15 protein-coding genes are annotated in these 23,176 nt (G+C 63.0%); 4 read left to right on the top strand and 11 right to left on the bottom strand.

What is annotated here, in order from left to right:
• Nucleotides 1-154: 154 nt before the first annotated feature.
• The gene (locus tag NKH95_RS22090; protein WP_352893125.1) at nucleotides 155-1,204 is read right to left on the bottom strand and encodes a threonine aldolase family protein; all 1,050 of its coding nucleotides are present in this window, start codon (nucleotides 1,202-1,204) and stop codon (nucleotides 155-157) included.
• Between the two features lie 494 nt (nucleotides 1,205-1,698).
• Here NKH95_RS22090 and gltB point away from each other — a divergent pair, with 494 nt between their 5' ends.
• Both gltB and NKH95_RS22080 read left to right on the top strand, forming a co-directional pair.
• The gene (gltB, locus tag NKH95_RS22085) at nucleotides 1,699-6,435 is read left to right on the top strand and encodes a glutamate synthase large subunit (protein ID WP_352893123.1); all 4,737 of its coding nucleotides are present in this window, start codon (nucleotides 1,699-1,701) and stop codon (nucleotides 6,433-6,435) included.
• Between the two features lie 140 nt (nucleotides 6,436-6,575).
• Nucleotides 6,576-8,030 (top strand): glutamate synthase subunit beta, encoded by a 1,455-nt coding sequence (locus tag NKH95_RS22080; RefSeq protein WP_352893120.1) that lies wholly within the window; start codon nucleotides 6,576-6,578, stop codon nucleotides 8,028-8,030.
• Between the two features lie 21 nt (nucleotides 8,031-8,051).
• On the opposite strand, the gene NKH95_RS22075 is transcribed toward NKH95_RS22080, so the two are convergent.
• Nucleotides 8,052-9,260, bottom strand: a complete 1,209-nt coding sequence (locus NKH95_RS22075) for an SGNH/GDSL hydrolase family protein (protein ID WP_352893119.1) — start codon at nucleotides 9,258-9,260, stop codon at nucleotides 8,052-8,054.
• A 126-nt stretch (nucleotides 9,261-9,386) separates the two neighbouring features.
• A complete protein-coding gene (locus NKH95_RS22070; protein WP_127290518.1) occupies nucleotides 9,387-10,607 on the bottom strand; it encodes a lytic murein transglycosylase in 1,221 nt (406 codons plus the stop codon).
• A gap of 209 nt (nucleotides 10,608-10,816) precedes the next feature.
• On the opposite strand from NKH95_RS22070, the gene galU reads away from it, so the two are divergent.
• On the top strand, nucleotides 10,817-11,722 hold the full coding sequence (galU, locus tag NKH95_RS22065; protein ID WP_023810070.1) for a UTP--glucose-1-phosphate uridylyltransferase GalU: 906 nt from the start codon (nucleotides 10,817-10,819) through the stop codon (nucleotides 11,720-11,722).
• A gap of 37 nt (nucleotides 11,723-11,759) precedes the next feature.
• Here the strand turns inward: galU and NKH95_RS22060 are convergent, their stop codons facing one another.
• Nucleotides 11,760-13,550 (bottom strand): outer membrane beta-barrel protein, encoded by a 1,791-nt coding sequence (locus tag NKH95_RS22060; protein WP_352893115.1) that lies wholly within the window; start codon nucleotides 13,548-13,550, stop codon nucleotides 11,760-11,762.
• Between the two features lie 250 nt (nucleotides 13,551-13,800).
• Between NKH95_RS22060 and NKH95_RS22055 the strand changes: the two genes are divergently transcribed.
• Nucleotides 13,801-14,802: a KpsF/GutQ family sugar-phosphate isomerase gene (locus NKH95_RS22055; protein WP_352632049.1), complete on the top strand. Its 1,002-nt coding sequence runs from the start codon at nucleotides 13,801-13,803 to the stop codon at nucleotides 14,800-14,802.
• A gap of 63 nt (nucleotides 14,803-14,865) precedes the next feature.
• Here NKH95_RS22055 and NKH95_RS22050 read toward each other — a convergent pair whose 3' ends face one another.
• The 7 genes from NKH95_RS22050 to NKH95_RS22020 all read right to left on the bottom strand — a co-directional run bounded on the left by NKH95_RS22050 (nucleotide 14,866) and on the right by NKH95_RS22020 (nucleotide 23,063).
• Nucleotides 14,866-15,330: an NfeD family protein gene (locus NKH95_RS22050; RefSeq protein ID WP_023810067.1), complete on the bottom strand. Its 465-nt coding sequence runs from the start codon at nucleotides 15,328-15,330 to the stop codon at nucleotides 14,866-14,868.
• Between the two features lie 11 nt (nucleotides 15,331-15,341).
• Complete coding sequence (locus tag NKH95_RS22045; protein ID WP_023810066.1) at nucleotides 15,342-16,292, bottom strand: SPFH domain-containing protein; 951 nt, start codon at nucleotides 16,290-16,292, stop codon at nucleotides 15,342-15,344.
• 121 nt (nucleotides 16,293-16,413) lie between these two features.
• Nucleotides 16,414-17,625, bottom strand: a complete 1,212-nt coding sequence (locus NKH95_RS22040) for an NAD(P)/FAD-dependent oxidoreductase (RefSeq protein ID WP_352632053.1) — start codon at nucleotides 17,623-17,625, stop codon at nucleotides 16,414-16,416.
• 52 nt (nucleotides 17,626-17,677) lie between these two features.
• Entirely contained in the window at nucleotides 17,678-18,742 is a 1,065-nt protein-coding gene (gene hemH / locus NKH95_RS22035) for a ferrochelatase (RefSeq protein ID WP_352441865.1), read from the bottom strand.
• 236 nt (nucleotides 18,743-18,978) lie between these two features.
• Nucleotides 18,979-20,964 carry a 5'-nucleotidase C-terminal domain-containing protein gene (locus tag NKH95_RS22030; protein WP_352893113.1) on the bottom strand — a complete coding sequence of 662 codons (1,986 nt, stop codon included), beginning with the start codon at nucleotides 20,962-20,964 and terminating at the stop codon, nucleotides 18,979-18,981.
• A gap of 187 nt (nucleotides 20,965-21,151) precedes the next feature.
• Nucleotides 21,152-21,532 (bottom strand): outer membrane lipoprotein Omp10, encoded by a 381-nt coding sequence (gene omp10, locus NKH95_RS22025; protein WP_031212818.1) that lies wholly within the window; start codon nucleotides 21,530-21,532, stop codon nucleotides 21,152-21,154.
• Nucleotides 21,533-21,617: 85 nt separating this feature from the next.
• Complete coding sequence (locus NKH95_RS22020; protein ID WP_023810061.1) at nucleotides 21,618-23,063, bottom strand: homospermidine synthase; 1,446 nt, start codon at nucleotides 23,061-23,063, stop codon at nucleotides 21,618-21,620.
• Between the last annotated feature and the right edge of the window lie 113 nt (nucleotides 23,064-23,176).

Genomic DNA, 23,176 nt, shown 5'->3' with positions numbered 1-23,176 from the left:
ACCATTTATTATCAACCCTCACCGCTCTCAATCCACATCTTGTCCCTGTCGGGGTGGCTGTTTATATAAAATACACCAAAAAAACCACCACCCACCCCCCCCCGCCACCCCCCCCCCCCCCCCCCCGCTTTTTTGTTGTCGGGGATATCCGTTATCAGGCGATCAGCTGGCCAAAACGGTCGACTTCATCGGCTGTCGTCGCAAAGCTGGTGACGAAGCGGTAGAGCAACTCGTCCTCGCCGATGTGGCCGTCAAAGCCATGCGGCTTGTGCCAGTCGTAGAAGGCGGCCCCCGCGGCCTGCAGCCCCTCGGCCTCGGCTTTCTTGATCACCGCGAAAACCTCGTTCGCCTGCGGCAGCCATGCCAGCTTGGCCGTGGCCGAATCCTCGATCGCGGCGGCAAGGCGTGCGGCCATAGCGTTGGCGTGGCGGGCGGTGTCCAGCCACAGTCCATCCTTGAAATAGGCCTCGAACTGCGCTGCCACGAAGCGCGATTTCGAAAACAGCTGGGCGGCGCGCTTGCGCAGGAAGGCCAATTCCCTGGCACGATCAAGATCGAACAGCACGACCGCCTCGGCGCACCAGCAGCCGTTCTTGGTGCCGCCGAAGGAGAGGATGTCGACGCCGCGTCTCCAGGTCATTTCGGCCGGTGTCGTGTCGAGTGCGACCAGCGCATTGGCAAAGCGGGCGCCATCCATGTGCAGGGGCACCGAATATTGTTTGGCGATCGCGGAGATCGTCTCGATCTCATCCAGGCCGTAGATGGTGCCGACCTCGGTCGACTGGGTGATCGAAACGGCCATCGGTCGTCCCCAATGGACGATTTCCGGTGCGAAACGGCCGATGGTCCTTTCCAGATTGTGCGGATCGATCTTGCCCAGCGCGCCATCGATCTCATGCAGGCGAGAGCCGCCGGAAAAATACACCGGCGCGCCGCATTCGTCCTCGATGACATGCGATTCGCGATGAGCAAAGGAAATGCCGCCCGGCTTGTTGTAAGCGGTGAGCGCCAGCGAATTGGCGGCCGTGCCGGTGGCGACGAAGAACACCGCGACCTCTCGTTCGAAAATCTCGCTGAAGCGCTGGTAGACTGCCCGGTCGAGCGCACCGTCGCCATAGGCGGTGGAAAAGCCGCCGGCATTGGCCGACAGGCCGGCGGCAATATTGGGATGGGCGCCTGCCCAATTGTCGGAAGCGAAGAACATGCATCTGCCTATGTCTTGGGAGATCGGGGCTTTGGGGAAATCAGCCTGAAGTTGACCGGTTTCGCGAGCGGACCGCAAGGGGCCAGGCGCCGGAAAAATGGTAAAGCCAGCCAACCGACAAAGCCCGGGTCGAAGACTGAAGCTTACGTTTTTCCTCAACTTCACGACATTTTCTGTCGCGGAAAGCCCAAGTTTTTTGTGAATCGGTCTTGTGTGCGTCCCAGATTTCTGCAATAAAAATTTAGGACAGTAGTGCTGTCTTATTTTGTCGCACAAAACGAGCTGGATTGGCGTATCATTTGGGCCTCTCCGGCTGTTGCCGCGAGCGACAGGTGGACAGCCAGACTCTGGCCTGTACGATTACCAGATGCGATCCATGCGGAAAGCCGCCTGGTTCGGCAAGGATTTCGCAAGACGTGCCACAAGGATCAGGGTGAGCCAAGCGCTTGCCGAGGCAAACCAGCGCCTGAATGGCTGGGAATGGAGGACAGGAGATGACGGACATGACGCACTCTGCGACGAACGGCCAGGCCGCGCAGACGAAAGCGGCAACCGTCAAAACCATGTCCCGGACCGATATTGGCCGAACCGTCAACGGCCTTTCCGCCCAGGGCCTTTACGATCCTCGCAACGAGCATGACGCCTGCGGCGTCGGCTTCATCGTCAATATGAAGGGCGTGAAGTCGCATCAGATCGTCAAGGACGGGCTGGCCGTGCTCGAAAACCTGACGCATCGCGGCGCCGTTGGCGCCGATCCGCTGGTCGGCGATGGCGCCGGCGTGCTGGTGCAGCTTCCCGACCAATTCTTCCGTGAGGAGATGGCGGCCCAGGGCATCGACCTGCCGCCGGCCGGCCAGTACGGCGTTGGACACTGGTTCATGCCGCAGGACGTGGCCCTTCGCGCCCATATCGAGGACATCATTGCCGAATCGGCGCAATCCGAGGGGCTTCCGCTCATCGGTTTCCGTGACGTGCCTGTCGACAATTCGTCGCTGTCGAAGGCGCCTGACATCGTGGCATCCGAGCCGTTCCATCGGCAGATATTCATCGGCCGCACGCCAGACATTACCGATGACGAGGAATACGAGGCCAGGCTCTATCTGCTGCGCAAGGTGATATCGGGCCGCATCTACGCCGAGAACGACAACAAGGACATCGGCGCCTATTGCGTGTCGCTGTCGGCGCGCACCATCGTCTACAAGGGCATGTTCCTGGCCTACCAGGTCGGCGCCTATTACAAGGACCTGATCGATCCGCGCTTCGAGACCGCGCTGATCCTCGTCCACCAGCGCTTCTCGACCAACACCTTCCCGTCTTGGAAGCTGGCGCATCCCTACCGCATGGTCGCCCACAATGGCGAGATCAACACCGTGCGTGGCAACAACAACTGGATGGCCGCGCGCCAGGCGTCGGTCGATTCCGAACTGTTCGGCAACAACATCTCGAAGCTGTGGCCGATCTCCTATGACGGGCAGTCCGACACCGCCTGCTTCGACAATGCGCTCGAGTTCCTGTTCCAGGGCGGGTACAGGCTCAGCCATGCCATGATGATGCTGATCCCGGAAGCCTGGGCCGGCAACAAGCTCATGGATGCCGATCGCAAGGCCTTCTACGAATACCATGCGGCACTGATGGAGCCGTGGGACGGGCCGGCGGCGGTGGTTTTCACCGATGGACGCCAGATCGGCGCCACGCTCGACCGCAATGGCCTGCGCCCGGCACGCTACATCGTCACCGACGACGACCGCGTCATCATGGCCTCGGAAGCCGGCGTGCTGCCGGTGCCCGAGGAGAAGATCGTCAAGAAGTGGCGGCTGCAGCCAGGCCGGATGCTGCTGATCGACCTGGAGAAGGGGCGTATCGTCTCCGACGAGGAGCTCAAGTCGGAGATCGCGACCAAGCATCCCTACAAGACCTGGCTCGCCAACACACAGCTCATCCTCGAAGATTTGAAGCCGGTCGAGCCGCGCGCGCTGCGCAAGGATGTCAGCCTGCTCGATCGCCAGCAGGCGTTCGGCTACAGCCAGGAAGACACCAAGCTTTTGATGTCGCCGATGGCGACAACAGGCCAGGAGGCGGTGGGCTCGATGGGCACCGACACGCCGATCTCGGCGATGTCGGACAAGTCGAAGCTGCTCTACACCTATTTCAAGCAGAATTTCGCCCAGGTCACCAATCCGCCGATCGACCCGATCCGCGAGGAGCTGGTGATGAGCCTGGTGTCCTTCATCGGGCCACGGCCCAACATCTTCGACCTGGTCGGCAATTCGCGCCGCAAGCGGCTTGAGGTGCGCCAGCCGATCCTGACCAATGGCGATCTCGAAAAAATCCGTTCCATCGGCCACACCGAGGACCGCTTCGACACCAAGACGATCGACATCACCTATGGCTCGGCCGAAGGGGCCGCGGGCATGCAGGGCGCCATCGACCGGTTGTGCGAGCGGGCGGAGGCGGCGGTCGCCGGCGGCTACAACATCATCATCCTGTCCGACCGCCAGGTCGGGCCGGACCGCATCGCCATACCGGCGCTGCTGGCTACGGCTGCGGTCCATCATCACCTCATCCGCAAGGGGCTGCGCACCTCGGTCGGGCTCGTCGTCGAATCCGGCGAGCCGCGCGAAGTGCATCATTTCTGCTGCCTTGCCGGCTATGGCGCCGAGGCGATCAACCCTTACCTTGCCTTCGACACGCTGCTCGACATGCACAAGCGCGGGGAACTGCCGAAGGAGGTGGACGCCTACGAAGTCGTCACGCGCTACATCAAGTCGATCGGCAAGGGCATCCTCAAGGTGATGTCCAAGATGGGCATCTCGACCTACCAGTCCTATTGCGGCGCGCAGATTTTCGACGCCATCGGCCTGAAGACCGATTTCGTGCAGCAATATTTCACCGGCACCGCGACGCTGATCGAAGGCGTCGGGCTGGACGAGATCGCGGCCGAGACGCTAAGCCGCCACAATGACGGTTTCGGCAACGACCCCGTGCTGCGCAACAGCCTCGAGGTCGGCGGCGAGTACATGTACCGCATGCGCGGCGAGGCCCATATCTGGTCGCCCGACGCTGTCGCCACCTTGCAGCACGCCGTGCGCCAGGGATCGTGGGAAACGTTCAAGGACTATTCCGCCCAGATCGACAGCGAGACGGCCCGCGCCCAGACCATTCGCGGCCTGTTCAAGATCAAGCTGGCCGGAGAAACCGGCCGCAAGAAGGCGGCGCTCGACGACGTCATGTCAGCGGCCGACATCGTCAAGCGGTTCTCGACCGGGGCGATGTCGTTCGGTTCGATCTCGCGCGAAGCGCACACCACGCTGGCGCGCGCGATGAACCAGATCGGCGGCAAGTCGAACACCGGCGAGGGCGGCGAAGAGGCCGACCGCTATCTGCCGCTGCCTGGCGGCGGCAAGAACCCGGAACGCTCGGCGATCAAGCAGATCGCCTCGGGTCGTTTCGGCGTCACGGCCGAATACCTCGTCAATTCCGACATGATGCAGATCAAGGTGGCGCAGGGTGCCAAGCCCGGCGAGGGCGGCCAGCTGCCCGGCCACAAGGTCGACGCGACCATCGCCAAAGTCCGGCATTCAACGCCGGGCGTCGGCCTGATCTCGCCGCCGCCGCATCACGACATTTATTCGATCGAGGATCTGGCACAGCTGATCTACGATCTGAAGAACGTCAATCCGGCGGCCGACGTGTCGGTCAAGCTGGTGTCGGAGGTCGGCGTCGGCACGGTTGCGGCGGGCGTCGCCAAGGCACGCGCCGACCACATCACCATTTCGGGCTATGACGGCGGCACGGGCGCCTCGCCGCTGACCTCGCTCAAGCATGCCGGCAGCCCTTGGGAAATGGGCCTTGCCGAGACGCACCAGACGCTGGTGCTGAACGGCTTGCGGTCGCGCGTCGCGCTGCAGGTCGACGGCGGCTTGCGCACCGGGCGCGACGTGATCATCGGCGCGCTGCTCGGCGCCGATGAATTCGGCTTCTCGACCGCGCCGTTGATCGCGGCCGGCTGCATCATGATGCGCAAGTGCCATCTCAACACCTGCCCGGTCGGCGTCGCGACTCAGGATCCGGTGCTGCGCAAGCGCTTCAAGGGCACGCCCGAGCATGTCATCAACTTCTTCTTCTACGTGGCGGAAGAGGTGAGGGAGCTGCTCGCCGAGATGGGCTACACCCATCTCGACCAGATCATCGGCGACACCGATCTTCTGGAAAAGCGCGACCTGATCGTGCACTGGAAGGCACGCGGGCTCGATTTCTCGAAGATGTTCTTCAAGCCGGATGCGCCGCATGAAGCGGTGCACTGGACCGAGCGGCAGAAGCACCCGATCGACGACGTGCTCGACCGCAAGCTGATCGAGCTGGCAAAGCCGGCGCTCGAGAGCAAGCTGCCGGTCAAGATCGAGGTCGATATCCGCAATGTCGACCGCTCGACGGGCGCCATGCTGTCGGGTGAAGTGGCCAAGCGCTTCAAGCACAAAGGCCTGCGCGAGGATACGATCCAGGTGAAGCTGACCGGCACCGCCGGCCAGTCGTTCGGCGCCTTCCTGGCGCGCGGCATCTCGTTCGAGCTTGTCGGCGCCGGCAACGACTATGTCGGCAAGGGCCTGTCGGGCGGACGCATCATCATCCGGCCGCCCGAAGAGGCCAAGATCGTCGCGGCCGAATCCATCATCGTCGGCAATACCGTGCTCTATGGCGCGACCGAGGGCGAGGCCTACTTCGCCGGCGTCGCCGGCGAGCGTTTCGCCGTGCGCAATTCGGGCGTCGCCGCCGTCGTCGAAGGCGTCGGCGACCATGGCTGCGAGTACATGACCGGCGGCATCGTCGTCGTCATCGGCCAGACCGGCCGCAACTTCGCCGCCGGCATGTCTGGCGGCGTCGCCTATGTGCTCGATGAGGCGGGTGATTTCGCCGAGCGCTGCAACATGGCGATGGTCGAGCTGGAGCCGGTTCCGGAAGAAGACGATCTGATGGAAAGGCTGCTGCACCATGGCGGCGACCTCGATCACAAGGGTCGCGTCGACGTGTCCGGCGACATGACCAGCCATGACGAGGAGCGGCTCTACCAGCTGATCTCGAACCATGTGCACTACACCGGCTCGGTGCGTGGTCGCGAGATCCTTGACGACTGGACGACATTCCGGCCGAAATTCCGCAAGATCATGCCGGTCGAATACCGCCGCGCGCTGATCGAGATGGAACGCATGCGCATGGGCGTGGCGGCGGAATAGATTTGGAATTGCCGGGAGGCCCAGGTTTCCCGGCCCATCTTCATCGATAGTTTGACCTCGTGCGAAAGGTTGCCATGGCTGCCTCAAGGGGTTAACGGGTGCGGCGAAAACCGTACCATCTGGACAGCAGGAACTGGACTATGGGCAAGGTAACAGGCTTTCTCGAAATCGACCGGCAGGTGCACAAGTACCAGCCGGCCTCCGATCGCATCCGGCATTTCCGCGAATTCACGCTGCCGATGTCGGACAAGGAGGTCGAGAAACAGGCCGCGCGCTGCATGGATTGTGGCATTCCGTTCTGCCACGGGCCGACCGGCTGCCCCATCCACAACCAGATCCCAGACTGGAACGACCTCGTCTACAATGGCGACTGGGACAACGCGATCCGCAACCTGCATTCGACCAACAATTTCCCGGAGTTCACCGGCCGCATCTGCCCCGCGCCCTGCGAGGAAGCCTGCACGCTGAACCTCGAGGACATTCCCGTCGCCATCAAGACGGTCGAGCAGGCGATCGCCGACAAGGCCTATGAAACCGGCCATATCAGGCCTTATCCGCCGGAGAAGAAGACCGGCAAGCGCGTCGCCGTCATCGGTTCCGGTCCGGCCGGTATGGCGGCTGCCCAGCAGCTTGGCCGCGCCGGCCATGACGTCCACGTGTATGAGCGCGAGAGCCGGCCCGGCGGGCTGATGCGCTACGGCATTCCCGACTTCAAGATCGAGAAGCACTACATCGACCGGCGCATCGAGCAGATGCAGGGTGAGGGCGTGACATTCCATTGCGGCGTCAATGTCGGCGTCGACAAGTCGGTTGCCGAGCTGCTCGCCGAACATGATGCCGTGCTCTATTGCGGCGGCTCGGAAACGCCGCGCGCGGCCGGCATTCCCGGCGACGATCTCGGCGGCGTGCATGACGCGATGCCCTATCTGGTGCAGCAGAACAGGCGAGTCGGCGGCGAACCGATCCAGTCGGTGGCGTGGCCGTCGCATCCGATCATCGCCGGCGGCCAGCATGTTGTCGTCGTCGGCGGCGGCGATACCGCCTCCGACTGTGTCGGCACTGCTTTCCGCCAAGGCGCGGTGCGCGTCACCCAGCTCGATATCCGTCCGCAACCGCCGGAGAAGGAAGACAAGCTTTCGGTCTGGCCCTACTGGGCGACCAAGATGCGCACTTCGTCCTCGCAGGCCGAAGGCGCCGAGCGCGAATTCCAGGTGGCGACGCTCGAATTCATCGGCGAGGAAGGCCAGCTGACCGGCGTCAAGTGCTGCGAGGTCGACGACAAGCGCAAGCCGATCGCCGGTACCGAATTCGTCATTCGTGCTGATCTCGCTTTCATCGCCATCGGCTTTGCCGGGCCGGCCGCGGCCGGTGTGGCGAGAGAATTGGACGGGCAGATGAAGATCGCCACCGACAGCCGCCGTTCCAGGAATGTCGAGGCCAATGACCGCGACTACAGGACCAGCGTGGACAGGCTCTATGCGGCCGGCGACGTGCGTCGTGGCCAGTCGCTGGTCGTCTGGGCAATCCGCGAGGGCCGCCAGGCGGCACGCTCGATCGACGAGGCGTTGATGGGGTCGAGCGTTCTCCCGCGCTGAGCCCAGGAGCGTGCAGCGATATTAACGATTGATCGCGGTCGTGGTGCCGGTTGCGGCCTTCGACGGCCAGGAGAAATCGTCGGCGCGGCCGGGCGATGCAATCGGTGCCTTGCCCTCGACCACAAGCTTTTCACCGGGCAGGTCCGGATTTGCCTTCGCCGGCGGTGCCGCGCCCAGCAGTTCGGAGCCACCGTCGAGTGCCGGATCGCTGAGCAGCATCGGCGCGGTGCGGTCGATGACGATGGGGGCCGCGGCCGGCGCCGGCGCCTCGACAGGGGCGCCCGCCGGAGCGGACGGTGTAATCACGCTTCCAGGCGCGGTCAGGCCGAGGATCTTCAGCAGCGGTTTTTCGGTATAGAAGGCGAGTTTGCGCTTGCCCGCCCTCGAGACGTTGATGCCGTCATCGGCGCGCAGCCGCACCGGCTGGCCGTTGATGTCGGGGCCGCTGGTGACGAAAGCACCGTTCTCATCGACGAAGCCGTCCCAGACGTCGACGAATTCACCGCCATGGCTTTCAGCGGCCTGATGGTAGATGTCGTTGAAGGCCAGCATGTCGGAGGTCATCTTCGGCACCCGGAACGCCGGCATGCCGACCCATAGGAAAGGTACCTTTGCCTCCGCGATAGCTTTGCCGAACGCCTCGGTCCGGCGCTCATATTCCTTGGTCCAGGTTTCAGAGCGGGGCTGTTCGCGCACGTCACCCACCTTCATCTGCTGGCGGTCGTTGGAACCCAGCATGACGATCACGGCGGCAGGTTTTTCGGTCTCGATCAGCGATTTGATCTGTTCGGGCCAGTTGTAGAAGTCGTCGCGTACGAAGCCGGACGAGCCATTGCTGCGAACGACGATCCTGACGCCGGCATTCTCGGCAAAGGCGGTATCGAGGCCTTCGGCGAGGCCGGCCGCCATGAAGTCGCCGACCACCAGGACGGTGCGAGCGTCCGGTGCCTTGTCGACCACCTGGATTTCCGGTTCCGCGGGCGGGCGCGGGGCACGGGGTTTTTTCGCCTTGGGCCTGGGCCTCGGCTTCTGGATGTCCTGCGGCGGCTCGATGCGCTCGCTGCGGCGCGGAAACAGAAGGTCGCGCAGCGACCAGCCGCGGTTTTGCTGCTCCTGCGCCATGGCGGGCGCATGAAAGGCGCCAGCCACACCGACGGTGAGCACGATCACGGCCAGGATGAGCACCGGCATGCGACGAACAAGCCCTGCGATGCGCGCAGCCGAAGCCAATCGTTTCCTCCATCCCTTGGCGCAGCCCTTTTTGAAAAGTCGTACTTTTCAAACGGACTTTGCGCCAACCAGATTGCTACAGCGTCCTTTGCGCGACCGAAAGGCCGCGCGGCACCGCAGGCGGCTCTATTTCTGCCGGAGCCACTTCAGCACTTCCATGCTCGGGTAACCGTCCTGGGTCAAGCCGGCCTTGGCCTGGAAGGCCAAGATGGCTGATTTCGAGCCGTCGCCTATCTTGCCGTCGAACTTGCCGTCATAAAGGCCATGTTGGGAAAGCCGCTGCTGCAGCTCCTGCCTTTCCTCGAAAGTGAGCTTGGTGAAAGGCCGCTTCCAGTCCTGCACGAGACCGCTGGAGCCGGCGATTTCGTCGGCAAGAAGGCCGACGGCAAGCGCATATTTGTCGGCGTTGTTGTAGGCTTTGATGACCGTGAAATTCTTGATCATCAGGAAGGCCGGCCCGCTGCGGCCGTCCGGTACTTTCAGCGTCGCTTTGTCGGAGCCGTTCTTGAACGGCTTGCCATTGGCCCTGACGACGCCAAGCGCCTGCCACTGCGACAGCGTCTTGGAACCGCCGGGAAGTTTGCCAGCCGGCAGGGCGACCTCGTAACCCCAGGTCTTGCCGGCCTGCCAGCCATTCTTCTTCAGCAAATTGGCTGATGTCGCCAGCGCATCGGGGATCGAATTCCAGATGTCGCGCTTGCCATTGCCGTCCATGTCCACGGCATAGTGCAGATAGCTGGTCGGGATGAACTGGGTGTGGCCCATGGCGCCGGCCCAGGATCCGCTCAGATGGCTTTCGTCGATGTCGCCGGTCTGCAGGATCTTCAGTGCGGCGACCAGCTGGGTGCGGGCGAATTTCGCCCGCTTCGGATCGGCATAGGCCAAGGTCGCCAGCGAGCGCACGACGTTGCGCATGATGTCGTCGCGCTTGAGGATCTCGCCATAGTTCGATTCCATCGACCAGATGGCCAGCAGGATGTAGCGGTTGACACCGAACCTGGCCTCGATCCGGTCCAGCCACGGCTTCCATTTCCTGGCCATCTGCTGGCCGACGGCGACCGACTGGTCATGGACGCGGTTGTCGAAATAGTCCCAGGCAGGGGCCGTGAATTCAGGCTGCGTACGCGCCTTTTCCAGCACCACCGGATCTATATCCCTGATGTTCCTGAAGGCCTGGTCGTAGAGGGCGCCGGAAACGCCGCTCTGCACGGCGGTGGCGCGGAAGCCGGCGACCCACTGCCGGAAACCGGCATCGGCGAAAGCGGGGCCAGGCATCAGCAGAGCGAGCGATAGGCTGGCTGCCGCTATGACGCTGGTAAAACGTTTTGCGGCATTGCGAACGGACATCTTTTCCTCCTTCTCTGTCTCAGGAAAGACCATTCATCGCCGAACCAGGTTAGGAATTAGTTTACCATAGGCGCCACCGGGAACGAAAAGACGCTTCGAAGCTTTACCGGTGGACATTCCTCTCAGTTGCCCAGTAGTCCCCAATTCCGGCGTGAAAATGTCTTGGAACGGGGATTGCGGAGCTGGCCCTCAAACGGATAATTGAAAGCATGAAGAGAGTTCGCAAGGCAGTCTTCCCGGTCGCCGGTCTCGGCACACGGTTTCTCCCGGCCACCAAGGCTGTCCCCAAGGAAATGCTGACCGTCGTCGACCGGCCGGTGATCCAGTATGTGGTGGATGAGGCGCGCGAGGCCGGCATCGAGCATTTCATCTTCGTCACCGGCCGCAACAAGGCCGTCATCGAGGACCATTTCGACATCCAGTTCGAACTCTATGACACGCTGGCCCAGCGCGGCAAAGACGACCAGCTCGCCCGCCTGCAACGGCTGCAGCCGGCGCCGGGGCAGACCAGTTTCACACGCCAGCAGGTACCGATGGGACTTGGTCACGCCGTCTGGTGCGCCCGCGAGCTCGTCGGCGACGAGCCCTTCGCGCTTTTGCTGCCCGACATGATCATGCAGTCGGAGAAGAGCTGCACGAAGGCAATGGTCGAGCTCTACGAGGAGACCGGCAACAACATCATCGCGGTGCAGGAATGCGCTCCCGCCGAAGCCCACAAATACGGCATCGTCGGCCGCGGCGAGGACACGCATCACGGTTTCCGCATCACCGAGATGGTGGAAAAGCCGAAGGCCGGCACCGCGCCGTCCAACCTTTACATCAACGGCCGCTACATCCTGCAGCCGGAGATATTCAAGATCCTCGAAGGCCAGGAAAAAGGCGCCGGCAACGAGATCCAGCTCACCGACGCCATGCTGAAGCTGGAAAAGCAGCAGCCTTTCTACGGCTACCACTATCGGGGCCGCACGTTCGACTGCGGATCGCCGGAAGGCTTCGTCGAGGCCAACGTCGCCTTCGCGCTGTGGCGCAGCGACATGAACGAGAACATGGCTGGCGTCATCCGCACGCTTCTCGACGAGCTGAAGCCGTCTGAGCGCCGCGGCGCTGCGTTTTAAGGTATTATAGCGAGCGGCCGGATGTTGGTGCGGCCGTTCAGCGCTGCACCTTGACGCCAAGGAAGATGCTGTTGGCAGTGTAGTCTCGGCCCGGCAGATTGCTGGTCAGCTTCTCGGTCCTCACTCTTGTGGTCAGGCCGGTGTAGCGGTTCAGCCACCAGGTCAGTCCGGCCTCGGCGCTCAACACCCTGTCATGGCCGTCGATGCCGATGTAATCACGCCAGTCGAGGCCCAGAGCCGCGTTGGCGGTGAGGTTGGCGCGAATCTGGCGTTCGCCTGTCAGGCGACCGGAATAGAGGATGTCGCCGCTTTCGCCCGATGTGGTCGTGGGCTCGACGGTGGTCCGCCCGGTCAGGCCGATCGTTGTGCCGCGCTCGGGTGACCATTTGAGGTCGGCGTTGACGGTGGCACCGGAGATCGCATCAAGATTTTTGTCGTCGATCGCTTCCCTGAGCCAGCCGGCCGAGAATTCGCCCGACAGCTTCTCACCCATGTCGAGTGTAAGGCCAGCGCGGGCGCCGAGCCGCGTCGACGAGCGCTCGAAGCCCTCATTGTCGATGCGTTGATCATAAGTCCGGCGGCCGACCTCGATTTCGGTGAAAGGGGTCAGGGCAGGGGAGATCTCGTAGCCGGTGCGCAGCGTCGCCGTGTAGAGCGTGGAGTCCTGATCCTTCTGCGACAGCGAGGTACCGTCCGAGAGCTTGGCGTCGCCGTAGAAGTCGTGCGAGACCGCGCCGGTCAACGTGTACTGCATCTTGCCGAGATGCTTTTCGACGGCGAGGCTGCCATCGATGGTCTGCCGCAACGGCTGCTTGCTGACGCCGGCGATGGCGTCCGGCGATGATGCCGATTCCGGCACGGCCTCGTAGCCGAGCTTGGCGATGGCGCGCAACTCATTGTCAAGGTCGACATTGAGCTGGCCTTCGATGCGCCCTTGCTCGTCGTGAACCGGGTAACCCGAGACAGTCTCGCGAAAAAGGCCATAGCCGTCGATCGTGGCTGAGTTCTCGCGCCAGTCGGAGGCGGCGGAAAAGCGCAGCGCCGTCTCGGACAGCAGCGCCGACGTGCCGGCACTGCTCGAATCACCGTTCGAGGTGGCGGTCAGGCCCTGTTCGATCGTCGGCCGGATGACGAACGAGCCCCATTTGACGCCGGTGGCAGCAAACGGATCATCCTCCGGCTTCTTCTTCTGGCCTTCGATGGCGTCCGTGCGCTCTGCGCCTGGGTCGAGCTTCTGCCTGTCGGCACTGTCGATGGTGAGGGCGCGGCGGTTGGCCGTGTCCGCATCGGTCTCTGCACCATCGGCGGCGTCCGTCGTGGAGGCCGTCGTGGAAGCGGTGATGTCGGAGGTGTCGGCCGTCGATTTCTTCTTCTTTTTCGACTTGTCGGCAGCCTTGTCCTTGGCCTGGTCAGCAGCATTCTGCCCGGCGGTCGATGAGCGGCGGCGAGGCTTGGGCGGCGCCGCAGTGTCGGCGGCCGTGTCGTCGGTGGCTGACGCCGGGTCGAAGAGGCTGCCGGTCGCGGTGGCGTCGCCAGTGTCGGCGTCGTCAGGCACGGCACCGGCGCTGGCCGGCAGGTAGGTGCGGGCCGGCGCATTGTCCTGCGCGGCATTGGCCGGCTGTTGACCCTGCGCTGCGAGGGCCAGCTGTCTCGCCTTGCGCTGCTGGTCGGACAGGATCGCCGATTCCGAAACCTCGCCGCGCAGTTCGGTTTCCTGGGCATGGAGCGCCGTCGGGCGCAGCAAGGCAAACATGCTGGTTGCCAGCAGCAAGGCGCAGACCGCCTTGCCCCCACGTCCTGTCGAATTTTCTGGCTGGGCCCCGGACATCGCCACCACTGCTTGCGCGGCGCACGCGCGCCATACTTACCGAACCGTAAATGGGGATGGTTAACGGAGGGTTGAGGCGGCGGCCCGTCAGCCGCCTGAAGCGCTGATTTCCAAAGGCATTCATACCGCGTGCGTCAAGCTTTTGGTTTTCGCCCCTGCCGTCGTCAAAAACCACCGCACACGTTCGGGCAACACGCCTTGGGCCATTTCTGTTGGACAGCGCGCCGGCAAAGCGCTAATCGCATCAGCCATGCATGCGGGATCCCTGGATAAGAAGCCTTCGGACAGGCAAGCCTCGATCGCTTCGGCGCTGAGGACGGTGGCGACAGAACAGGCTGGGGTTGCAGCCCTTGCCGAGGCCTTGGAGAACGGATTGGCCGCGCCTTTCGCGCAGGCGGTCGAGATGATCTCTGGGATTGAAGGCCGGCTCATCGTCACCGGTGTCGGCAAAAGCGGCCATATCGGTTCGAAGATCGCGGCGACGCTGGCCTCGACCGGCACGCCGGCTTTCTTTGTCCATCCCGCAGAAGCCAACCACGGCGATCTCGGCATGATCGCCAGGGACGACGCCATCATCGCCATGTCGTGGTCGGGCGAGAGCAAGGAACTGATGGGCATCGTCGCCTATTCCAGGCGCTTTTCCATTCCGCTGATCGCCATCACCGCCGGAGAGACATCGGCGCTGGCGCGGGCGGCGGACGTGGTGCTGCTTTTGCCGCGCGCTCCGGAAGCCTGCCCGCACGGCCTGGCGCCGACGACATCGACGCTGCTGCAACTGGTGATGGGCGACGCGCTGGCGATCGCGCTGCTCGAAGCACGCGGCTTCACGCCGGATCATTTCCGCACCTTTCACCCGGGCGGCCAGCTCGGCGCCAACCTGACACAGATTCGCGAGATCATGCATGTCGGCGACAGGCTGCCGGTGGTGGTTGCGGGCACCGGCATGCAGGACGCGATCCTGGAACTGTCGCGCAAGGGGTTTGGCTGCGTCGCGATCACCGACGCCGACGGTGCGCTGGTCGGCATCATCACCGATGGCGACATCCGCCGTCACATCGGCAGCAATCTGCTGGCGATGACGGTGGATCAGGTGATGACAAAAGGCCCGAAGACCGCGACGCCGGACACGCTGGTGGCAACGGCGCTGCAGACGATCAACAATTCAGCCATCACCAGCCTGATGGTGGTGGAGGGCCGGAAACCAGTCGGCCTCATCCACCTGCACGACCTGCTGCGTATCGGCGCCGCCTAAGAGCGCTGATCTTCGGTGATGCCGGCCTGACCCGGATCTCGACACACTCTTAACGCCGCTCGTTCAGACCGCCTCGACGGTCAGTTCCAGATCCGTATCGGCCGCGCCCGTCACGCGCACTTGCGTGCCGGCCGGCAAATCCGGGCCGGAGACACGCCACAGCGTATCGCCCAGCTTGATGCGGCCGCGTCCGTCCCGGATCGGCTCGGCAAGTGTCGCCATCCTGCCGACCATTTGCGCGCCGCGCCGGTTGAGCAGCGGCTGGTCGGTCGGGTCGTTGCGGCTGCCGACCAGCTTTTTGCCGACATAGGCCGAGACCAGCGACAGCGCCAGGAAGGCGAGGACCTGAACCTGCCAGGTCCAGAAGCCGGCGTCCCAGATCAGCAGCGACACGGCGCCGATGATCAGCGCGGCGATGCCGATCCACAGCATGAAGATACCCGGTGCGATGATTTCCATCACCAGCAGGACGAAACCGAGTACCATCCAGTTCCACGGGCCGAGTTCGGAAACGATGCGGTCGATCATTGGTTTCGACCTCAGTTGTCGGTTGGGCGAACGACCGGCGGGCGCGCGGCCTGCCTCTGCGAGCCGGTCGTGCCTTCGCTGCGGAAGACTTCCTTGGCGATCTCGCCAATGCCGCCGAGCGAACCGATCAGCGACGATGCCTCGAAGGGCATCAGCACGATCTTGCTGTTGGTGGCCGTGCCGATCCTGCCAAGCGCTTCAGTGTATTTCAGCGCTACGAAATAGTTCAGCGCCTGCACATCGCCTTTGGAGATCGCTTCCGACACCACCTGGGTGGCGCGGGCTTCCGCCTCGGCCGAACGTTCGCGCGCCTCGGCATCGCGGAAGGCGGCTTCCTTGCGGCCCTCGGCCTCGAGGATCTGCGACTGCTTGAGACCTTCGGCGGCAAGGATCTGCGCGCGCTTGTTGCGTTCCGCCGTCATTTGCCGGCCCATCGATTCGATAAGGTTGGCCGGCGGGTTGATGTCCTTGATTTCGACGCGGGTGATCTTGATGCCCCACGGATGGGCCGCTTCATCGACGACGCGCAGCAGGCGCTCGTTGATGGCGTCGCGGTTCGACAGGAGTTCATCGAGGTCCATCGAACCCATGACGGTACGGATGTTGGTCATCGTCAGGTTGAGGATAGCGTTCTGCAGGCCGGCAACCTGGTAGGCGGCCTGCGCTGCGTTGAGGATCTGGAAAAAGGCAATGCCGTCGACACCGACGATGGCGTTGTCCCGGGTGATGATTTCCTGGCTCGGGACGTCGAGCACCTGCTCCATCATGTTCATCTTGGCGCCGATGCGGTCGATGAACGGGAAAATGAAATTGAGGCCTGGGCTCAGTGTCTTGGTGTAACGGCCAAAACGCTCCACCGTATAATTGTAACCTTGCGGGATTGTCCTGATGCCTTTGATCAGCAGCACCAATACCAGAAGTGCAAGTGCACCAACCGCAATATCGAAACCACTGAAATCCATTTGGCTCTCCCTCAGACGAAGGCCGCTCAAGCCATTCTCGCGCAGCCGACTTCACCAAAGACTTAAGTGTATTTCAGATGCGTTACAATCAGGTGATGATGGATTGTTTATAGGGTTGCACTCAGCGGTTGAAGGCAAACAACCTTGCATCCGTGTCATCCAGCCCGTTGATCGAAGCCGGGACAATCTCGGAAGCGATCTGCGAGAAGGTGATGCCGTTGCCGCCGTAGCCCAGCACCGCATGGATGCGCGGGTGGCGGGGAATGGCGCCGATATAAGGCAGGCCGGTGGTCGTGGTGCCGAACGAGCCGGTCCAGGCAAAATCGGGTCTGGTGTCGAGATGCGGAAATATCAGGCCGAGCTTCTCGGCGATGCGTGTGCTCTTGTCGGCGATCAGCTCGTCGCGCCGCGCTTCGTCGATAAAATCCTCGTCCTCGCCGCCGCATATGACCCGGCCGTCGACCGTCGTGCGCATATACAGATACGGCTCCGACGCTTCCCAGATGAATGCTGCGTCCGGCCAGAGCTTTCGCGGTTGCGGGCGTGTCGCAATCGCCCATGTCGAGATGATCCGGTGGGCCGCGGCCGGCACGATGTCGACAAGTTCGTAGCCGGTGGCCAGAACAACATGTCGTGCGGTTATGGTTGGGCCATCCCTGGTCGCGACGACAACAGCTTCGGCGCTGTCCTCGATCATTGTGGCTTCGACGGGGGCATAGAAGCGTGCCTTGCGCTCCAGGGATTTCAGCTGCAGCCCAGCCGTCAGCTTGCGCGGGTCGAGCGCGATGTTGCCGTGGCCGAGAATGGCGCCTTCGCGGTCGATGCCGAATTTCTCAGCTAGCTGTTGTCGGGTTAAGCAGATGGCGCCGATGCCGGCTAGCCGACGTGCCTCGGCCTCGTCGCGCAGTTCCGACGGACCAAGCATCGTGCCGGCCAGATAGAGTGATGGCATGCGGCTCAGGCCACAGTTGATGCCGAGTTCGGCAATCCGTCCGGCGAGATTGGAAACGGCGAGCCGCGAGCGTCGCCAGGCCTGCTGGGCCGAGGCTCTGCCAACCATCTTCGAGAGCGTGGAGAGAGGCTGGTCTATTTCGAATGCCACCAGTGCGGTGGTTGCGGCCGTCGAGCCCTTCAGCGGGCCGCGCCGGTCGATGCAGATCACCCGATGGCCATCGGCCGTCAGCGCCTCGGTCATCATGGCGCCGCTGATGCCCATGCCGACGATCAGCACATCCGTCTTGACGTCCCGGATCAGGCTGTCCGTCGGTACCGCAGGCGCCCGATAGGCGGACCACACGGGCCGGCCACTACTGAGGTCGAGTTTGCGGGACATCGAATTCTCCGGAGGGCGCGCCTTAACGGCTCGGAGCAGGCGTTGTTCCGGTTCAGACCCAGCCGGACAGTTCGCGCCGCACCATGGCCTCGATCACCGCCATCCCTTCCGCGCTATCGTTGAGGCAAGGGATATGGGCGAAATTCTTGCCGCCGGCATGGTGGAAGGTTTCGGCCGCCTCGCGGCCGATCTCGTCCAGCGTCTCGATGCAGTCGACGGAAAAGCCGGGATTGACGATGGCGATCGACTTGACGCCGTCCTGCGCGAGTTTTTCCACCGTCTTGTCAGTATAGGGCTGCAGCCATTCCTGCGCGCCGAAGCGCGACTGGAAGGTGATGATCAGTTTCTTGTCATCCCAGCCAAGCCGTTCGCGCAGCAGCCGCGTCGTCTTCTGGCAGTGGCAATGATAGGGGTCGCCCCTCTCGAAATACGGTTTTGGAATGCCGTGATAGGAGGTGATGACCACCTCCGGCTCGAAGTCCAGCGTCGCCAGATGCCGTTCGATCGAGCGCGCCAGCGCTTCGATATAGACCGGTTCGTCATAGTAGGGCGGCACGCTGCGGACGGCCGGCGCACGGCGCATTTTCATCAGCGCGCGAAACAGCTGGTCGTTGGCTGTTGCCGTGGTCGTCGCTGAATATTGCGGATAGAGCGGGAAGGAAAGAATGCGGTCGCAGCCCTGGTCGACCAGACGCTGGGCAATGCTGGCGGTTGAAGGGTTGCCGTAGCGCATCGCCCAGTCGACGACGACATCAGGCAGGTCGCTCAGCGCGTCGGCCAGCTTTTCGGCCTGGGCGCGGGTATAGGTGCGCAGCGGCGACTCGTTCTTTTCCCGGTTCCAGATCCGGGCGTAGTTGGCGCCCGACTTCTTGGGCCGCGTGGTGAGCACAAGGCCATAGAGGATCGGATACCAGATTGCCCTGTTGAGTTCGATGACGCGCGGGTCGGACAGGAATTCACGCAGATACCGCCACATCGGCTTGAAATCGGTGCCGTCGGGCGTGCCGAGATTGACCAGCATGACGCCGATCTTGCCCGCCTTGACCGGCGGATGCCCAGCGGGCAACGGGCCGAGCGCCTTTGCGGCCTTGGGTTCGGCAGGGGTGGGAAGCGTCATAAGGGTTCTCCGGAAGACGCGAACCTAACCATCTTGCGCGCGCATTCAATGCAGCGTCTGGCCGCACCTTAAAGCGGATTGTCTGAATGGATTCAGACGACCCGCTTTAAGTCTTTGTTTTTATGCATGTCGTTCTCCCAAAACCGAGTTCACTTTTGGGCGATATGCATTAGCCCGAAAACAGGACGCCCGTCCGGTTTTCGGACGGACGGTGTCATTCAGGCATATAAGCGAGGCTATTTCGGCGGGATGGTCAGCGTTGCGCCGACAGGAAGCCGGCGCGGCTCATAGCCCTTGTTGGCACCCGAAATAACCTTCCATTTGGCGCCGTCGCCATAGGCCTTCTTGGCCAGATCCCAATAGGTGTCGCCGGCAACGATGACATGGTTGGCTTCGGCCGGCGCCGCCTCCGCTGGCTTTGCCGGCTCGGCCGGAGCCGGCGCGGCTGGTGGCGCTGGCGGGGGAGGTGCTCCTTCCGTCGATATGGCCGGTGGTGTGTTGGCGATATCGCCCGAGTTGGCCGGCAATTCAGGCATTGCAGGTGCCGCTTCAGCAGGCTTGGCGGCTTCAGCCGGATCGGTTGCCGGGGCCGCAGGCGCCGCGGCGACGGTCGCGGCTATTTCGGTGATGCGGCCGTCGAGCTTCGGCGTGTAGGGTCGGTGGGCACCGAGATAGTCGGCAACCACCTGTTCGAGGCCGGGGCCGTAATCGTAGGCATTCTTGGCCTTGTCGGCGAAGATCTTGTAGCCGTCGCCGCCCTGGCGGACATAGTTGTTGGTTGCGACCAGATAGTCCTTGTCCGGCTTGATCGGCGTCCAGGCGCCGCCTTCCATGACTTCCACCGACTTGACGCGGCCGGCATTGGGCGCGACGGATTTGTCGAAGGAATATTTCAGGCCGGCGACCTGGGGGAAGCGCCCGGCGCCGTCCTCGACCTGGCTGAGGCCGCCCTCGAGGCCGGCCACCAGATCCTTGCCCGAAATCTGGAAGGTCGCCAGCGTGTTCTGGAACGGCAGCACGGCCAGCACCTCGCCCATGGTGACGGTGCCCTTGTCGATCGAGGCGCGCAGGCCGCCGCCATTGGAGATGACGATTTCGACGCCCTGTCCCTTGACGCGGTCGAGGACGGCGTCGGAAACGAGGTTGCCCATCGCGCATTCTCGGGTGCGGCAGCTCTCACGACTGCCGTCGATGACGTCGGTGGTTTCCGCCACTTCCTTGTTCTTCAGCGCCTCGATCGGCGCGCCAAGTTCCTTGATGCGGGCGAGCACGGCCGGGTCGGGGGTGATCGACTTGTCGAGATAGATCGGGTCGCCGCTGGCCGATTTGACGACGCCATTGTCGTCGAACACCACCTTGAACTCGCCGAGATATTTCGAGTAGGACGCCGCCTGCACCACCGGCACCTTGTAGCCGTCCGGATTGTCGACCATCGTCGGGTAGGGGCCTTCGGCCTTCGGATCGGTGTTCGACAGCAGGGAATGGCTGTGGCCGCCGACGACGACATCGATGCCCGGGATCTTGGCAATGACGTCGCGTTCGCGCCTGTAGCCGATATGGGTCACGGCGATGATCTTGTTGACGCCTTCGCCCTTGAGCTTCTCGACTTCGGCGGTGATCGACTTGACGTCGTCCTCTATTGCGACGTTGGGTCCGGGGGAAGCGAGGTCCGGCGTGTCGTTGGTGATCGCGCCGATGATGCCGATCTTCTGGCCGCCGACCTCGACGACAACAGACGGCTTGATGCGGTCGCCGAGCTTGGATTGCGCGTTGGCCTTCACATTGGCGCCGAGCACCGGGAACTTGATCATGTCGAGGAACGGCGCCAGGGCCACTTCGCCGTCGTCGAATTCATGGTTGCCGAGCGCCATGGCATCGAACTTCATCTCGTTGAGGAATTCGCCTTCGACCTTGCCCTTGTAAGTGGAGTAGAACAGTGAGCCCTGGAAATTGTCGCCTGCGCTGAGCAGCAGCACGTTCTGGCCTTCCAGCTTCTTGCGCTCCTGGGCGATCGCGGTGATCAGCCGGCCCGCGCCGCCGATGCACTCGCCCTTGGTTTCCTCGTCCGCCGAGCAGGTCGATTCATATTTGTTGTTGCCTTCGATGCGGCTGTGCCAGTCGTTGATATGCAGGATGTTCAGCGTGTAGTCGGCAAAGGACGCGCCGGCCGACAGGCCGAGGGCTGAGGCTGACAGGGCTGCAATGGCGGCAAGCTTCTTCATCTTCGTCTCCCGGAAAGCTGGTCAGAGGCCACTAGCGCTCTTGTTTGACTGGAACATTACAGCCGGCGCTTCGGCCATGTTCCCATCGCGTTCCGGATGACGCAAGCGGAATCCGGGACCCTTTGCCGGCACAAAAAAGGACGGCGGCCAACCGGCCGCCGTCCTTGGAAAATGAATGGTCGTGGGTTCAGACGCGCCTTGTCAGCACGAAATTCTGACCGCTGGAGCTCGTGCAGTTGAGCTGGCTTGTCGATACCATCAGGCAGTTGAAGCTGACCGCGGTCTGGCGGATCAGCGAGGTGCCGCTGATCTGCACCGATGTGGCGCCTGTCATCGTATAGCTGCCGTCGGCAAGCTTCTGGCCGGTGTCGGTGGCGACCGTCGTGAAAGTACCGCCGGCGAAGGTCGACAGGCCGGTGCCTTTGGCGTCGATCCAGGAGCCCTCGACGCCTTTCGGCGCCGCCGCCATGGGCGGCTCATCGGGACCGCTGGTCGCACAAGCAGCAAGCCCGGCCAAGGCTGCCGCCGCTACGCTCATCGAAAGAACTTTGCGCGCAATGTTGTTCATATGAAAATCCTCTCCTCAGTCCGCATCCCTTCAATCGCCCGATTTCCGGGCGATTGCAAGGCAGTGAGGCAGGTAGGCGGTGCTGCTATCGCACAAGGATGTTGCGGAACTGCCACGGGTCGTTGCGGTCGAGGTCTTCCGGGAACAGGCCGGGACGGTTATCGAGCGGCGTCCAGTCGGTGTAGTAGCCCTTGACCGGTCCGAGATACTGGGACTGCACTTCCAGGCACCGCCTGTAGTCCATCTCGTCGGCTTCGACGATGCCGGCCTCGGGGTTTTCCAGCGCCCAGACCATGCCCGAGAGCACCGCCGAGGTGACCTGCATGCCGGTGGCGTTCTGATAGGGCGCCAGCTTGCGCGCCTCGGCGAGCGACAGCTGCGAGCCGTACCAATAGGCATTCTTGTCGTGGCCGTAGAGCAGCACGCCGAGTTCGTCGACGCCGTCGATTAACTCGTTCTCGTCGAGCACATGATGCACCGGCTGAGGCTTGCCGGCGGCGCCGAACATCTCGTCAAGCGACAGCATCGCGTCGTTGCAGGGATGGTAGGCATAGTGGCAGGTCGGGCGGTAATGCACCTTGCCCTTCTTCGAACGCACGGTGAAGAAATCGGCGATCGAGATCGCCTCATTGTGCGTCACCAGCAGGCCGTATTGCGCGCCGGGCGTCGGACACCACGAGCGCACGCGCGTATTGGCGCCCGGCTGCTCCAGATAGATGGCTGCCTTGGAGCCATGCTTGTGCTTCTTGGCGTTCTTCGGCATCCATGTCTCGTGCGTGCCCCAGCCAAGTTCCGCGGGCTGCAGGCCCTCGGAGATGAAGCCTTCTACCGACCAAGTGTTCCAGAACACATTCATCGGCTTCGGCTTCTTGGTGCGCTGGGTGTCGCGTTCGGCGATGTGGATGCCCTTGACGCCGGCCTTCTTCATCAGCTTGGCCCAGCCCTCGCGGTCGTCCTGCGCGGGCTCCGAGAATTCCAGGCCAAGATCGGTGGCGAGATTGACCAACGCCTGCTTGACGAACCACGAGACCATGCCTGGATTGGCGCCGCAGGTGGAGACCGCCGTGGCGCCGCCGGGCTTGTCGTGCTTTTCCTTGAGCAGCGACTCGCGCAGCGCGTAATTGGTGCGGCTGGCGTTGTCCGCCTTGGCGTCGAAATAGAAGCCGAGCCACGGCTCGACGACGGTGTCGATGTAGAGCACACCGAGCTTGCGGCAGAGCCGCATCAGATCCACCGAGCCGGTATCGACCGACAGGTTGATGCAAAAGCCCTGGCCGCCGCCATTGGTCAGAAGCGGGGTCAAGAGCTTCTTGTAGTTCTTCTCGGTCACCGCTTCCTGGACGAAGGCGATGCCGCGCTCGTCGAGCAGCTTGCGGTCGGTGTCGCGCGGGTCGATGACCGTCATGCGCGACTTGTCGAACTTGAAATGGCGTTCGATCAGCGGCAGCGTTCCCCGGCCGATCGAGCCGAAGCCGATCATCACGACGGGGCCGCTGATCTCACCGTAAACGGGCCAGTTTTCATTCGCCATTTTATCGAGCACTCCTTCAAAACCCAGGAAACTGGGAAAACACGCGCAAAACCGGGAATTTCTGCCCGGCGGCCATGCGCTACATCACAGATCATTGTCACAAACCAGCGAAA

It is taken from the genome of Mesorhizobium sp. M0848 (assembly GCF_040319805.1).
Taxonomy (GTDB): domain Bacteria; phylum Pseudomonadota; class Alphaproteobacteria; order Rhizobiales; family Rhizobiaceae; genus Mesorhizobium.
The sequence above is the reverse complement of the archived record's forward strand: the minus strand, read 5'-3'. Positions and strand labels throughout refer to the sequence as shown.

Bases quoted from the DNA above. Each gene is read 5' to 3' on its own strand.
- NKH95_RS22090 (WP_352893125.1), bottom strand. From the start codon at position 1,204: ATGTTCTTCGCTTCCGACAATTGGGCAGGCGCCCATCCCAATATTGCC.
- gltB (WP_352893123.1), top strand. From the start codon at position 1,699: ATGACGGACATGACGCACTCTGCGACGAACGGCCAGGCCGCGCAGACG.
- NKH95_RS22080 (WP_352893120.1), top strand. From the start codon at position 6,576: ATGGGCAAGGTAACAGGCTTTCTCGAAATCGACCGGCAGGTGCACAAG.
- NKH95_RS22070 (WP_127290518.1), bottom strand. From the start codon at position 10,607: ATGTCCGTTCGCAATGCCGCAAAACGTTTTACCAGCGTCATAGCGGCA.
- galU (WP_023810070.1), top strand. From the start codon at position 10,817: ATGAAGAGAGTTCGCAAGGCAGTCTTCCCGGTCGCCGGTCTCGGCACA.
- NKH95_RS22060 (WP_352893115.1), bottom strand. From the start codon at position 13,550: ATGTCCGGGGCCCAGCCAGAAAATTCGACAGGACGTGGGGGCAAGGCG.
- NKH95_RS22055 (WP_352632049.1), top strand. From the start codon at position 13,801: ATGCATGCGGGATCCCTGGATAAGAAGCCTTCGGACAGGCAAGCCTCG.
- NKH95_RS22050 (WP_023810067.1), bottom strand. From the start codon at position 15,330: ATGATCGACCGCATCGTTTCCGAACTCGGCCCGTGGAACTGGATGGTA.
- NKH95_RS22045 (WP_023810066.1), bottom strand. From the start codon at position 16,292: ATGGATTTCAGTGGTTTCGATATTGCGGTTGGTGCACTTGCACTTCTG.
- NKH95_RS22040 (WP_352632053.1), bottom strand. From the start codon at position 17,625: ATGTCCCGCAAACTCGACCTCAGTAGTGGCCGGCCCGTGTGGTCCGCC.
- hemH (WP_352441865.1), bottom strand. From the start codon at position 18,742: ATGACGCTTCCCACCCCTGCCGAACCCAAGGCCGCAAAGGCGCTCGGC.
- NKH95_RS22030 (WP_352893113.1), bottom strand. From the start codon at position 20,964: ATGAAGAAGCTTGCCGCCATTGCAGCCCTGTCAGCCTCAGCCCTCGGC.
- omp10 (WP_031212818.1), bottom strand. From the start codon at position 21,532: ATGAACAACATTGCGCGCAAAGTTCTTTCGATGAGCGTAGCGGCGGCA.
- NKH95_RS22020 (WP_023810061.1), bottom strand. From the start codon at position 23,063: ATGGCGAATGAAAACTGGCCCGTTTACGGTGAGATCAGCGGCCCCGTC.